The sequence below is a fragment of the Syntrophomonas sp. UBA1041 genome, from assembly GCF_002316705.1.
Lineage (GTDB): Bacteria > Bacillota > Syntrophomonadia > Syntrophomonadales > Syntrophomonadaceae > DTU019.
In genome coordinates this window covers 24,305-38,264 of the sequence record NZ_DCEA01000091.1, presented here as the reverse complement: position 1 = coordinate 38,264, position 13,960 = coordinate 24,305, and the positions used below count along the sequence as shown (strand labels likewise).

General features: G+C 50.9%; 16 protein-coding genes. All 16 read left to right on the top strand.

Features of this window, described 5'->3' with window-relative positions:
* The coding region (locus B2633_RS13430) for a flagellin (RefSeq protein WP_483171220.1) at positions 1-123 on the top strand (123 nt) is incomplete at its 5' end.
* 396 nt (positions 124-519) lie between these two features.
* A complete protein-coding gene (locus B2633_RS13425; RefSeq protein WP_483171218.1) occupies positions 520-858 on the top strand; it encodes a flagellar protein FlaG in 339 nt (112 codons plus the stop codon).
* A gap of 39 nt (positions 859-897) precedes the next feature.
* Positions 898-1,320, top strand: coding sequence for a flagellar export chaperone FliS (gene fliS, locus B2633_RS13420; RefSeq protein ID WP_483171216.1), 423 nt, complete (start codon positions 898-900; stop codon positions 1,318-1,320).
* Positions 1,321-1,335: 15 nt separating this feature from the next.
* Positions 1,336-1,785, top strand: a complete 450-nt coding sequence (locus tag B2633_RS13415; RefSeq protein ID WP_483171214.1) for a hypothetical protein — start codon at positions 1,336-1,338, stop codon at positions 1,783-1,785.
* 33 nt (positions 1,786-1,818) lie between these two features.
* Complete coding sequence (locus tag B2633_RS13410; RefSeq protein ID WP_483171213.1) at positions 1,819-2,292, top strand: hypothetical protein; 474 nt, start codon at positions 1,819-1,821, stop codon at positions 2,290-2,292.
* A 167-nt stretch (positions 2,293-2,459) separates the two neighbouring features.
* Positions 2,460-2,744, top strand: a complete 285-nt coding sequence (locus tag B2633_RS13405) for a zinc-ribbon domain containing protein (protein WP_481042295.1) — start codon at positions 2,460-2,462, stop codon at positions 2,742-2,744.
* A gap of 155 nt (positions 2,745-2,899) precedes the next feature.
* Positions 2,900-3,436 (top strand): ribosome hibernation-promoting factor, HPF/YfiA family, encoded by a 537-nt coding sequence (hpf, locus tag B2633_RS13400; protein ID WP_483171212.1) that lies wholly within the window; start codon positions 2,900-2,902, stop codon positions 3,434-3,436.
* Between the two features lie 102 nt (positions 3,437-3,538).
* Positions 3,539-6,034: a preprotein translocase subunit SecA gene (gene secA, locus B2633_RS13395; RefSeq protein WP_483171211.1), complete on the top strand. Its 2,496-nt coding sequence runs from the start codon at positions 3,539-3,541 to the stop codon at positions 6,032-6,034.
* The gene (locus B2633_RS13390; RefSeq protein ID WP_481042301.1) at positions 6,034-6,825 is read left to right on the top strand and encodes a flagellar motor protein; all 792 of its coding nucleotides are present in this window, start codon (positions 6,034-6,036) and stop codon (positions 6,823-6,825) included. Before secA ends, B2633_RS13390 begins: the two co-directional genes overlap by 1 nt.
* A gap of 6 nt (positions 6,826-6,831) precedes the next feature.
* Complete coding sequence (locus B2633_RS13385) at positions 6,832-7,671, top strand: OmpA/MotB family protein (protein ID WP_481042303.1); 840 nt, start codon at positions 6,832-6,834, stop codon at positions 7,669-7,671.
* A gap of 215 nt (positions 7,672-7,886) precedes the next feature.
* Positions 7,887-8,931, top strand: a protein-coding gene (gene prfB, locus B2633_RS13380) for a peptide chain release factor 2 (RefSeq protein ID WP_481043068.1) whose coding sequence is annotated in 2 segments (ribosomal slippage) — positions 7,887-7,901 and positions 7,903-8,931 — 1,044 coding nt in all. Because the reading frame shifts where the segments join, the coding sequence is not laid out codon by codon here.
* Positions 8,932-8,950: 19 nt separating this feature from the next.
* Complete coding sequence (locus B2633_RS13375; RefSeq protein WP_481042305.1) at positions 8,951-9,781, top strand: transketolase; 831 nt, start codon at positions 8,951-8,953, stop codon at positions 9,779-9,781.
* Between the two features lie 64 nt (positions 9,782-9,845).
* Positions 9,846-10,781, top strand: coding sequence for a transketolase family protein (locus B2633_RS13370; protein ID WP_481042307.1), 936 nt, complete (start codon positions 9,846-9,848; stop codon positions 10,779-10,781).
* A gap of 76 nt (positions 10,782-10,857) precedes the next feature.
* Complete coding sequence (ftsE, locus tag B2633_RS13365) at positions 10,858-11,541, top strand: cell division ATP-binding protein FtsE (RefSeq protein WP_481042309.1); 684 nt, start codon at positions 10,858-10,860, stop codon at positions 11,539-11,541.
* A complete protein-coding gene (gene ftsX, locus B2633_RS13360; protein WP_481042311.1) occupies positions 11,535-12,416 on the top strand; it encodes a permease-like cell division protein FtsX in 882 nt (293 codons plus the stop codon). The genes ftsE and ftsX overlap by 7 nt, the downstream gene beginning before the upstream one ends.
* Positions 12,417-12,460: 44 nt before the next feature.
* Complete coding sequence (locus B2633_RS13355; protein WP_481042313.1) at positions 12,461-13,591, top strand: murein hydrolase activator EnvC family protein; 1,131 nt, start codon at positions 12,461-12,463, stop codon at positions 13,589-13,591.
* The last annotated feature ends 369 nt before the right edge of the window (positions 13,592-13,960 follow it).

Here is a 13,960-nt window from a genome sequence, read left to right as displayed (position 1 = left end):
GACGTGGATATGGCCAAGGAAATGATGAACTTCACCAAGATGAACATCCTCAGCCAGGCTGCCACCGCTATGCTGGCTCAGGCCAACCAGCAGCCGCAAAACGTGCTGCAGTTGCTCAGATAACAACTAAACTCCCCAAACCCGGGCTCTGGATAATCCCAGAGCCCATTTTTCTGGGCGGAAATCAACAGCGCGGTGCAAAGGTCAAAACCTTTCGGCGGATAACCATGAACCCCGGCCTTTTCTTACTGTTTGCCCACCGCAATAAAGCACTTCCTGGGGCCCGCTGAGTTTTTACGGGGCGGAGCAGCCTGATTTGACGGTATAACCCGGTCCTGATTGCTCTGGTTTGATGCCGTGCTACAGGTAAAGCGGCGCTATTGCTTTTCGTTTAGGACCAAAGGCCGGGACTATTGATGATTATATGGGCGTAAACCGCATTATTTCGGTAACATCGGTCTCAAGATTTTGTTCCTAAAAAACGATAACTTACTTAGCTTCAAGTAAGGAGGTGTTGCCATGCGCATCGAAGCCAACCTGCCACTGGATTACGACCCGGCCCCTAAAAGCGTCAGAGGGGGTGAAAATAAGCCGTCCCAACCGCAAGAAAACAGTCCGCCCGCCATGCAGGGAAGCGATTTAAACCAGGCGGTTACTGAGCTGAACCGCTTTTTTGCCAGTTATAACCTGCAATTCACCCTGCACCAGTCCAGCGGGCGCTATCAGGTGAAAATGGTCAACGCTGCCACCCAGGAAGTGATCCGCGAGTGGCCTGCGGACACTATTCTGGAGATTTCGGCCCGTTTTAAACAAGTCTTGGAAGAAGAACTGGGCATCTTATTGGACACCCAGGTATAGAAATACAAACAGACACGATTTAAGCCAAGGAGGAAAATGATGCAGGAAAACCTTATGATGTATGAGAAATATAAAAAGACCAGCGCAGCTACTATGTCCCCGGGCAGGCTTTTGATCATGCTCTATGACAGGGCAATAAAAGCCGTGGAAGATGCTATTGACAATATCGACGATCAGCAGGCGGCTGAAGCTCACAAGCACATCATCAAAGCCCAGGATATCGTATTGGAGCTGCGCAATACCTTGAATATGGATTACAGCATCTCCGCGCAGCTGCAGGAACTGTACGATTATTTTTATTTCCAGCTGGTTCAGGCCAACATTCATAAAGATAAGCTGCTGCTTAAAGAGATCCTGCCTTTGCTTGCAGAACTGCGGGAGACCTGGCAGGAAGCCGTCCGCCTGGCCGGGCCCACCAGTGCCAGGAGAGAACAGAACCTTTATGTCAACATAATGGGTTAGCGGAATGGAGACCATATGAAATCCATTTTAGTGAAACAGCAAGCCATCAGACAGCACTTTGCCGATTTGGAGCTGATCGCCCGAAAACAGGCCGAACTGCTCCGCCTGGCACAGCTGGATAATGCTGATGAAATTATAGTGAAACTGAAAGGTTTGCTAGAACAGCGCCAGGAGCTTATGAATAAAATTGACCTGGCCCAGAAGAGCGTTAAAGAAGAAGAGCGAAACATGCCGGAGCTCCAGGACCCGGCGGTACTCGAAAACATCGGCAGGGAAGAAGCCGCCATATTTAACAGCATCCTGGCTATTCAAAGCTTTGATGAAGAATGTGGGCGCTCAGCCGAGCGGCTGCTTCAGATTACCGGGAAGGAGCTCAGTCAGGTGCGCAAGAATTTGAAGGCTTTAAAGTCCTATGTCGGCGCCGGGGAATACGGCCAATCCCAATTTTTTGACGGCTATAAATAAAGCTGCGGTTGGGGATAGTTATGAGGTAATATAGTGGGCAATAGATTGATAGACGAGATTATAGCCAATTTTGGACTTCAGTATGAACTCTGCCAGAACATGGAGCAAGAGTCCCGGCAACAGCTGGAGTCCTTGCAGATGGGTACCGGCCGTGCCGAGATAAACCCCATCCTGGATCGCCGCCGCCTTCTCTTGTTAAAAATGGATCAACTCTGCCAGGACAACCGGAAATTGCAGCAAGAGCTGTCCAGGGAATTAGGATTAGAGGAGTTTAACCTGACCCGGCTCAAACCTTGCCTGGCTGCGGAGGAGTGGGCAGTATTGGCAAAGCTGATCGATCAGCTGAGCCTGGTGCTGCGCCGGATTACAGATACCGATGCCAGGAGCCAGCAGTTGATGTCTCTCGGCCAGGCCGCCGCTCCTCAAAAGGCAGGACCGATAAACCAAAACCAGGCCCTCCGAGCTTATCAGGAGGTAATAAGGCAAAATAAGGAACCGCGGAGCTAACCCGGAAAAAAACTGAAAAAGGCGCGTATGGGCCAGGAGCAGCAAGCTTCCTTGCCTTTTTTAATGGCAACATATATAATAGGCATTACGGATTGGAGAGTATGCCGGGTCAAAAAGCATGCTCACTCCGAGACCAATTTAAAAGTAAAAGCGAGGGATTTTATCACATGTTTGAGGACAAAAGCTTAATATGCGAGGATTGCGGGCAGGAGTTTATCTTCACTTCCGGTGAACAGGAATTCTATCATCAGAAGGGGTTTGAAAACCAGCCCAAGCGCTGTAAGGAATGCAGAACCCAGCGCAGAAATTCGCGCAGCGGCAAGAGCCGCGAGATGTTCACCGCAATATGTGCTAAATGCGGAACTGAGACCCAGGTTCCCTTTAGACCAGTGGAAGATAGACCTGTGTACTGCTTGCAGTGCTTCCAGGAACAAAGGCAAGCAGCTTTATAATATAGCGCTAAACCGGGCTTTGAGCCCGGTTTATTTTTTCTCTAATTAATGGATATTCCCTGCCCAGTTGTATACTACTAAAGTATAGACAATCTACTAGAGAAAATAATAGACCCATTGTAAAATAGATGTAACAACGGGAAAGGAGTGGTTGCATGAGGTTCGAAATCAGAGGAAAAAATATCGATGTAACAGATGCCCTCAAGGAATATACCACCAAACGGCTTTCCAAGTTGGAGAAGTATTTTGATGACAGCCGTGATGCCCAAGTTGCTATGTCAGTGGAGGGTGAACGCCACAAAGTAGAGGTGACCATCCCGTTAAACGGGATCATTCTGCGCGGGGAAGAAGCCAGCGAGGACATGTACAGCTCCATCGATCTGGTGGAAGAAAAACTGGAGAAGCAATTAGAAAAATATAAAACCAAGCTAAATAAAAGCCACCGCGCCTCCGGATTAAAGAAAGCCATGCTGGGGAATCCGGTCGGCGTTAACACCCCGGTGGAACAATTTAAAATCGTACGCACCAAACGGTTTGCCCTGAAACCTATGGACGAAGAAGAAGCCATTATGCAAATGAACCTTTTAGGGCATAATTTCTTCGTATTTTTTAATTCTAAAACCGAGGAAGTCAATGTGGTATACAAGCGTAAGGACTGCAATTACGGGTTGATCGAGCCCTGGTTTGATTAGTTGCCCCTGAAGCGGCGGAATGCTACTATAGAAACATCGAGTAAACCTTTGTGATACAAGGAACCGTAGGGTTCCTTTTTTTTGAAGTGAGGTATCTGGTTCATGTTAAAAAATTTTTTCAAGAAGCTTTTAGACGATACTGAAAAAGAAGTGCGCAAATACAGCAAAACCGTGCAAATCATCAATGAGTTGGAGCCGCAGATGGCCGCTCTTTCTGAAGCGGCCTTCCCGGCCAAAACCCAGGAGTTCAAGGAACGCCTGCAAAACGGCGCAACCCTTAAGGACATACTGCCCGAGGCTTTCGCACTGGTCAGAGAGGCCTCGCGGCGTACTCTGGGCATGCGCCATTTCGATGTACAGCTCATCGGCGGCATGGTCCTGAATGACGGGCGCATCGCGGAAATGAAAACCGGGGAAGGCAAAACCCTGGTTGCCACCCTGCCTGCCTACCTCAACGCCCTGGAGGGCAAAGGCGTGCATATCGTAACCGTCAATGATTACCTGGCCAGCCGTGACGCCGGCTGGATGGCCCCGGTTTACAACTACTGCGGACTGACGGTAGGGTTGATCGTACATGGCCTCAGCTATATGGAGAGAAAAATGGCTTATGCCAGCGATATCGCCTACGGCACCAATAATGAACTGGGCTTCGATTATCTGCGTGACAACATGGTCAGTCTGGCTGAGAATATGGTGCAGCGCGAGCTGCATTTCGCCGTCATCGACGAAGTGGATTCCATTCTGATCGACGAAGCCCGCACCCCGCTCATAATATCAGGGGAAGGCGACAAGCCCACCGGGCTTTATTATCAGATCGCCAAATTTGTTCCCCGACTCAAGACGGAAGAAGACTACATCGTGGATGAAAAAGCCCACCTGGTAACTTTGACCGAGGATGGGGTGCGCAAGGTGGAGAAAGGGTTTGGCATTGAAAACCTTTCTGACAACATGGAACTGGCCCATCATATTAATCAGGGCTTGAAAGCCCATGCCCTGATGAAGCGGGACCGCGATTACGTGGTCAAAGACGATCAGGTCATCATCGTGGATGAATTTACCGGCCGCTTAATGTTTGGCCGGCGCTACAGTGACGGCTTGCATCAGGCCATAGAGGCCAAGGAAGGGGTTAAAATCGAAAAAGAATCCCAAACCTTAGCTACGATCACCTTTCAGAATTATTTCCGCATGTATCAGAAACTGGCCGGTATGACTGGTACCGCCAAAACCGAGGAAGAAGAATTCCGCAAGATTTACGGCATGGATGTTTTGGCCATTCCTACCAACATGGCCATGGTCAGAGACGATAAACCCGATGTCATATATCGTACTGAAGGCGGTAAATTTACGGCCGTGATTGAAGATATCGTGGAATGCCATAAAGTCGGACAGCCTGTGCTGGTCGGCACCATTTCCATCGAGAAATCCGAACTATTGAGCGGAATGCTCAGCAAGCGCGGAATAAAACACCAGGTCTTAAATGCCAAGCATCATGAAAAGGAAGCCCAGATAATCGCCCAGGCCGGTCAGCGCGGCACCGTGACCATCGCCACCAATATGGCGGGACGCGGCACCGACATCGTCCTGGGAGAAGGGGTTAAGGAATTGGGCGGACTCTATGTCCTGGGAACCGAGCGCCATGAAGCCAGGCGCATCGACAACCAGCTGCGCGGCCGCTCCGGCCGGCAGGGCGACCCGGGTCTGTCCCGTTTCTATGTCTCCCTGGAAGATGATCTGATGCGCCTTTTCGGCGGCTCAACCATAGAGGGCATCATGGATCGTATGGGGATGGATGATGATGTACCGATTGAGCACAATATGGTCAGCAAAGGGCTGGAAAACGCGCAAAAAAGAGTGGAATCGCGCAACTTCAGTATCAGGAAAAACGTCCTGGAATACGATGATGTTATTAACCAGCAAAGAGAGGTTATTTACGGAGAGAGAAAGAAGGTCCTCTTCGGCGAAGACCTGAAAGAAACAGTCTCCAGCATGATCGACGATGTCATAGATGCGGTGGTGGAATCTTTTGCCGGTGAGGCCAAATGGTCTGATGAATGGGATTTGAACGGGTTGTTGACCTATCTGGATCAGCATGTGATTCCAGCACCCGCCTTCAGCACAGAAGATCTGACCGGGCAGACCCGGGAATCGGTCCAGGATTTTCTAAAGGAACAAACCCACAGCCTCTATGAAGCCCGCGAAGCCGAAATGGGCTCGGAAACCATGAGGGAGTTGGAGCGGCGCATCCTGCTGCACTTCATCGATCAGAAATGGATGGATCATATTGACGCCATGGACCAGCTGCGCAATGGCATATCACTGCGGGCTTACGGTCAGAAAGACCCCTTAATCGAATATAAGTTTGAGGCTTATGAAGCATTTCAAGCCATGGTTTATAGCATCAAGGAGGATGTGGTTCGCTTTGTGCTGCGGGTCAAAGTGGTAAAAGAACCCGAAGAACACAAAGCGGTAGTCTACAGCAGCAACAACGAGGAGAGCAGCCGCAAACCGGTGCGCAGCAAAAAAGTGGGGCGCAATGAGCCTTGCCCCTGCGGCAGCGGCAAGAAGTACAAACAATGCTGTGGAAGAGAGGATAATTAATGGATATAGCGACACTCATCGGATTGCTTATCGGTATAGCGGGCTTAATCGGCGGTTTTCTGCTGGAAGGCGGGCATGCCGGTATGCTCTGGGTGCACACCGCTTTCATCATAGTGGTGGGGGGCACGATCGGCGCCACCATGATCGGATACTCCATGGACGAATTAAAGAAAATGGGGTATTTCTTCAAATTGGTGTTTAATGATAAGAGAATCGATTACTTGAGTGTCCTGGAGACCCTGGTTGATACCGCGGACAAAGCCAGACGCGAAGGTCTTTTAAGCCTGGAAAGCCAGCTTTCGGAAATAGAAAGTCCTTTTCTGGCCCGGGGCCTGCAGCTGGTGATTGACGGCACCGATCCCGAATTGACCAGGAACATGCTGGAAATGGAGATCGAGGCCTTTGAAAAAGAAGAGCGCATCGGGGCCGATATCTTTATGACCGCCGGGGGGTTTGCGCCCACCATGGGCATCATCGGCACTGTCATGGGGCTGGTCCACGTCTTAAGCAATGTGGCCGACCCGGACGCATTGGCAGGGGCCATAGCGGTAGCCTTCCTGGCCACCCTTTACGGTGTGGGCTCGGCCAATGTGTTATGGATACCCTTCGCCACCAAATGCAAGACCAAAGCCAACAAGCAAGTACTGCTGATGGAACTGATTTTAGAAGGGGTCTTATCCATTCAGGCCGGAGAAAATCCCCGCGTTATCAGAGAGAAATTGATGACCTTCCTGCCGACGGATACTCGCAAAGCCGCCGAACAGCAGAAATCGCTGGAAATGGGGATGTAATTATTTATGACGCGCAGCGGCCGCAGAAAAAAAAGAGGCGGGCACAGTGAGGAAGGTAACCAGGAACGCTGGCTGATCACCTATTCCGACCTGATTACCCTCTTAATGATTTTCTTCATTCTGATGTATACCATGAGTCAGGTCGATGCCCAGAAATATGCGGCAGTTGCCAATTCACTGAGTGTGGTCTTAACCGGCCAAGCCATGTCGGTTTTAGACACCCAGGGCCCATCGCTGATTGAAGGTTTGTCGGGCCAGGATATGCCCCAGAATCAGGACAGAACCGAACAAGGCCAGCTGGAAGAAGTCAAAAAACTGGTTTCGGAATTCATCGAGGCCAAGGATCAGGAAGCCCGGCAGGGCGCCACCAGCAGCCAGGCCATTAGACTCAGCGAGCATATCATAGTTTACGAACAGGAGCGGGGTCTGGTGATCAGTTTCAAAGACGCCCTGCTTTTTCCCAGCGGATCTGATCAGTTGACCTCACCGGCCCGGGAGATCATCGCCGAGGTGGGGAAGACCCTGGTTAGCCTGCCCAACTATATTCGGGTGGAAGGGCACACTGATAATCTCCCCATCAATACCAGCCGTTTTGCGTCCAACTGGGAGCTATCAGTGATGCGCGCAGCTACGGTAGTGCATGTATTGAGCGAATCCGCCCGGATTCCGGCAGAACGCCTGGCCATAATCGGTTATGGTGAATACCGCCCCCTGGTGCCCAATGAAAATGATACTTACCGGGCTATGAACCGTCGTGTGGATATCGTCATACTCAAGAAAAAATATGATTACTTCGAACCTCCCCGGATGAATGAGACTGCTCCGGCGGAAGCTCAAACAACCTAGCCAATTTGCATTCCGGCTCATGCAGCCTCGCGGCGCTTGCTTGCATAAAGGCTCTAAAACATGCTAACTTAAAGTCAAACCCAAATAGTACTTATCAACCACCGGAAAAAACCGGTGGTTTTACGAGACATTAGATTTAACTCATGGAGGAGGGAACGAATTTGCTGGAGGATCCCAAGGCAACCTGTCAGGAAATAATAACGCGTTTAACTGAAATGGGGGCTTCTCTTTGACATCGCTAGTTTAAGCCGGCAGATTTCTGAATTAGAAAAACAGACTGCCCGTGACGGTTTCTGGGATGATCACCAATCGGCTCACAAGATAATAAGACAGATCAAACATTTGCAGGAAGAGGTGGATCGTTACCAGAACTTGATGGCCGAAGCCCATTACTTAAGAGACATGCTGGAAATGGCCGAACATGAGCAGGATACGGAGCTTTTCAGAGAGGTTTCCGGGGAATTGGAAGACCTCCTGGCGCGCTTCCTGGATTATCAACTGTTGATTTTGTTTTCCGGTGAGCATGATAAAAGTGATGGGATCGTCTCCTTACATGCCGGTGCTGGAGGCACTGAAGCCCAGGACTGGGTGGAAATGCTCCTGCGCATGTATACCCGCTGGGCAGAATCGAGCGGTTATCAAGCGCAGATCCTGGATCTTTTGCCCGGTGACGAAGCTGGAGTCAAAAGCGTAACCTTTCTGGTCAAAGGCGATTATGCTTACGGCAAGCTGAAATGCGAGCAGGGGGTGCACCGCCTCATCAGGGTTTCCCCCTTTGATTCCTCGGGACGCCGCCACACTTCTTTTGCATCATTAAACGTCTTGCCCGAGATCAGCGAAGAGGTGGAAATAAAAATCAATCCCGAGGAACTGCGCATTGACACCTATCGTTCCAGCGGGGCCGGGGGGCAGCATGTCAACAAAACCGACTCAGCCGTGCGCATTACCCATCTGCCCACCGGGATAGTGGTGCAATGCCAGAATGAACGCTCACAGCATGCCAATCGCCTGGCAGCCATGAAGATTCTGACCGCCCGGCTGTATGAATTGAAACAAAAAGAAATGGAAGAAAACCTGGAAAACCTTAAAGGGGAACATAAAGAGATCGCCTGGGGAAGCCAGATCCGCACCTATACTTTAAACCCCTTTAGCTTGATAAAGGATCATCGCACCGGTCTGGAGGAAGGCAACGTTCAAGCGGTATTGGACGGCAAGATCAATGATTTTATCTATGCCTGTCTGGCTAAAAAGGCACAATAATAACAATGAGGTGGCTAAGGTGAAACAAATAGACCAACAGCAAGTACAGCGACTGAAGGAGCAGGCCAGGGAGGTGCGGCGCCAGATTATTGCCATGCTGGGACAGGCCGGTTCCGGCCACACCGGGGGCTCGCTGGGGGCAGCCGACATTGTGACCGCGCTCTATTTCTGGGAGATGAATATTGATCCCCAAAAACCAGACTGGGAAGACCGGGACCGCTTTGTGCTCAGCAAAGGCCATGCCGCACCGTTATTATATGCGGTTCTGGCCGAAAGGGGCTATTTCCCGTCTGATCGCCTGCAGACCCTAAGGAAGCTGGGCAGCCCTTTGCAGGGGCATCCCGACCGCAGTAAACTGGCTGGAGTGGAAGCTTCCACCGGATCGTTGGGGCAAGGGATATCCTGGGCTGTCGGAATGGCCTTGGCCGCCAAGATGGATCATAAGGATTACCGGGTCTACACCCTCCTGGGGGACGGGGAGCTGGAAGAAGGCATGGTCTGGGAAGCAGCCATGGCGGCAGCCCATTACCGCCTGGACAATCTGGTGGCATTCATAGACTTCAACGGCCTGCAGATAGACGGGCCTGTGGAACAGGTTCTATCCCCCCTGCCTATTCCTGCAAAATTCGCGGCTTTTGGCTGGGAGGTCTTGCAAATAGACGGCAATGATATCCGCCAGATATTGGAAGCCTTAAACTGCGCCCGATTGGTTAAAGGCAAACCCACTGCCATCGTGGCCCGAACCATTAAAGGCAAAGGCTGCTCTTTCATTGAGAATAAAGTGGAATGGCACGGGGTTGCGCCTAAGGGTGAGGAAATCGCTCGAGCCCTGGCGGAATTGAACATGTAAACCGAACAAAAAACCCGGCTGTGTTGACCCGTTGCGGGCAGCAGGCTGTAAGGAGGATACTGGCTTGGAAAAACAGGCTACCCGGGATGCCTATGGAAAGGCCTTAGTGGAATTAGGAAAAAAACATCAGGATGTAGTAGTGCTGGATGCCGACCTGTCGAAATCCACCAAAACCGCCGATTTTGCCAAGCAATTTCCAGAGCGGTTTATCAATGCCGGGATTGCCGAGCAGAATATGGTCGGGATGGCGGCCGGTTTGGCCAGCGCCGGCAAAGTGGTCTTCGCCAGCACTTTTGCCATATTCGCCACCGGGCGCGCCTTTGAAGCGGTGCGAAACTCGGTGGCATACAGCAAGATGAACGTAAAGCTGTGTGCTACTCATGCCGGTTTAACCGTTGGTGAGGACGGCGGATCTCACCAAAGCGTCGAAGACATAGCCCTGATGCGAAGCGTGCCCAATATGACCGTGGTTGTCCCCGCTGACGGAGTGAGTACGGCCCGGGCGGTTTCCGCATTGTATGATATGAATGGGCCGGCTTACCTGCGTTTAGGACGTCCGGCGGTGCCGGTCATCTATGATCAGGATTCCCCTTTTGAGATCGGTCGGGCTAACCGGCTGCGGCGGGGGGAAGACGCCGCTATCATCGCCTGTGGAGTCATGGTCTCCAAAGCCCTGGAAGCGGCTGAGCTGCTGGCTCGGGAAGGCATCGAGGCGGCAGTTGTCGATATGCATACCATAAAACCGCTCGATGAGGCGGCTGTTATTGAATTGGCCAGGGAAACCGGGAATATTCTCACCGTTGAGGAGCACAGTATTATCGGGGGTCTGGGTAGCGCAGTCTGTGAGACGGTATGTGCCCATCACCCCGTGCCGGTAGTACGCCTGGGGGTTAATGATGTCTTCGGGCAGTCCGGGGAGCCCAATGAGCTCCTGGAGCACTACGGCCTAACTGTCGAAAAAATAGTGCACAATGTCCGGGATTTATTGAGAAAAAAATAAATTTTAAAAGGAATTATGACTATTTCTGTAGAACCACCTCATGCAGGTGGTTTTTATTTTTCTGGGAGGAAGATAGGTGTTAGTTCAATTTTATAATGTCTCCAAGGTATACCCCAAAGGCAAAGCACTTGATGATATTTCACTTAAAATAGATCGCGGCGAATTTGTTTTCTTGATGGGACCCAGTGGCGCAGGCAAATCAACCATAATCAAAATGATGTTTCGGGAGGAGGAACCCACCCGGGGCCAGATTTTTATTGCCGAGCGCAGTCTTGTTCGTATGAAACGCAGCGATGTTCCCAGGGTCAGGCGCGGTATGGGAATCGTTTTTCAGGACTTTAAACTCCTGGAAAGAAAGACAGTCTATGAAAACGTGGCCTTTGCCATGGAGGTGGTGAGCGCGCCACACCGGGAAATTAAGGCGCGGGTGCCCGAAGTATTAAGGATGGTGGGTTTAGAGGACAAAGAAAATTCTTTCCCGGGGGAGCTTTCCGGCGGTGAGCAGCAGCGGGTCGGTATCGCCCGGGCTTTAGCCAACCAACCCCTTTTGCTGATTGCAGACGAACCTACCGGGAACCTGGATATTGACACTTCGCTGGAGATTTTGGATCTTCTTATCGATATTAATCGCAAGGGGACCACCATTATCATGGCCACCCATGATAGGGAATTGGTGAAAGCGGCGCGCAAGCGGGTGATTCTGCTGGATAAGGGCAAAGTTGCAGCTGACTATGCGCCCGGGGAGTATCTGGTATGTTAAAGAACATCTGGTATTTCTGCCGGGAGGCCGTAAAATCAATGGCGCGCAACCACCTGCTTTCCCTGGCTACCATCAGCACAGTCGCCATTTGTATTCTGATTCTGGGTATGGCGGTTCTGGCTACCCTCAATGCCAGCCACCTTATTACCCGTTTGGAATCAGATTTGGAAATCATGTCTTATCTCGATAAGGATTTGACCGCCGATCAGGCTAGTGAAGTAAAGCAGGCATTGGAGGCCATTCCCGGGGTTGAATCGGTGCGCTTCGTTTCCCGCGAAGAGGCTCTGCAATACTTGCAGGACAGCTTTGGGGAGGATCGCTACAATCTGGAAGAGACCATGGGCAAGAACCCCTTGCCGGATGGTTATGAAATCAAAGCCCTGGATCCGCATCAGGTGCCGGTGATAGCGCAGCAGGTGGAACAGGTGGCTGGAATCGAACGGGTCAATTACGGCAAAGAAATGGTCAATAACCTGTTTTTAGCCACCAAATGGGTTCGCGTATTAAGTATGGCCTTTATTGTCCTGCTCTCGCTGGGGGCGATTTTCCTGATCGCGACCACTATCCGTCTGGCCATATTTTCGCGGCGCAAGGAAATCTATCTGATGAAGCTGATCGGTTCCACCGATTGGTTTGTGCGCTGGCCGTTTTTTATCGAAGGCATACTGCTGGGGACTGCCGGATCATTGATAGCAATCCTCTTGCTGGCAGTAGGATATGAGACCCTGATCGGATCCATTCAGTCGGTGCCTTTTGTACCGGTGCTTTCCAACCGCGCCTTGCTGATTGAAGTCTACGCCGGGCTGGTTATGGTCGGGGCGTTACTGGGGGTATTGGGTACCTACATATCTCTCAATCGTTTCCTCGATGTGTGATTTTGAAGTGCGGTTTTAATAATTTTGCAGAAGGAGGCCTACATATGTCCGCGCATAAACGTTCTATAGCCATCATGATGGGGCTGGTATTTATCTTTAGCTGCATATTACCGGTGTATGCTGACGAGATAGATGAGGCCAGGGAGAAGCTGCAGCAAATAAACCAGCAGATCGACGCCCAGCAAGCCAATGTTAACGCGGCCAGATCAAAACAACGCTCGGTAGTAAGCCAAATTTCGGCCTTGGATCAGGATATCAAAAGTATTGAAGAAAAGATTAAAAGCCTGAATGATGATATCCAGCAGCTAGAAAAGGAAATTAGCCAGACCCAGAAGGATATCAGCCAGAAGGAGAAGGAACTTGACAAGCAGGTCGAAATTCTGGGGGAACGTCTGGTTTATGTCTATGAAGAAGGCGGACAGGCTTCTTATCTTGAGGTTCTATTGGCCTCGACTGATATCAAGGATTTTCTCACCCGCTACGATATGCTGAAATATGTCATCGAGGGTGATATGGAACTGATCGATTCCATTAATGATAAACGCCGTGAACTTGATCAGAAAAAGAGCGATTTGGAGGTCAAACAAAACCGCTTGGTTACAGCCCGGGAGGGCCAGCAAAGCCAAAAAGCATTGCTGGATGAACAGCAAAAGGAAAAGCAAACGGTGCTAAGTGAAGTCAACCAGGAGAAGGCCGCCTACGAGCAGGCTCTGTCTGAACTGGAAGCGGCTTCGCGGGAAGTCGAGGCCTTAATCCGCAGATCACAGTCGGGAGACCAATTAGGCACCGGAATCTTTACCTGGCCGACCCCGGGTTACTCGAGCATAACCTCGCCTTACGGGATGCGTTACCACCCCATATTGAAGACTCGCAGAATGCATACCGGAATGGATATAGGGGCGCCCATGAGTGCCAAAATAGTAGCGGCGGACAGCGGCACAGTGATTTTTTCCGGCTGGATGGGAGCCTATGGACAGGCCATAATAGTCGACCACGGTCAGGGGTTGTCGACTCTGTACGGCCACCTGAGCAGTCTTGGCGTAAGTAACGGCCAATCGGTTACCAAGGGTCAGAGCATCGGCAAAGTAGGCAGTACCGGTTGGAGCACCGGCCCTCATCTCCACTTTGAGGTGCGTATCAATGGACAACATACCGACCCGCGTAAGTATGTATAAGTGATCTGGGGCGGTATTTATTGAGACTTTTCATGACAAAAAAGTCGGCGTCACGGTAGAATAGCGTATTCAAGGACAGGGATTGCCTTGCCGGTTGAGAGCGCAAGACAATAACTGTCCTTTTATGTGTAAAAATTTATCAGGGTTTGCAACTGTGGTATTATTAATTCTGGGTATTTATACGGTGTGATGGCGCCCGGACATCTGCCCGGGTTTTGCCCCCGGCAGAGCGCAAGGGAGGGAAAGCGTTGCCAAGTGGGTAAGGCGGCGCGGCCAGTGTTTTCTGCTGCGGTAGTCTTTGCTATTGCCTATGTGATGATGTATTCTGGTTACAGTTCTTCAGGATCGACCCGGGCTTTAGTCATCAGG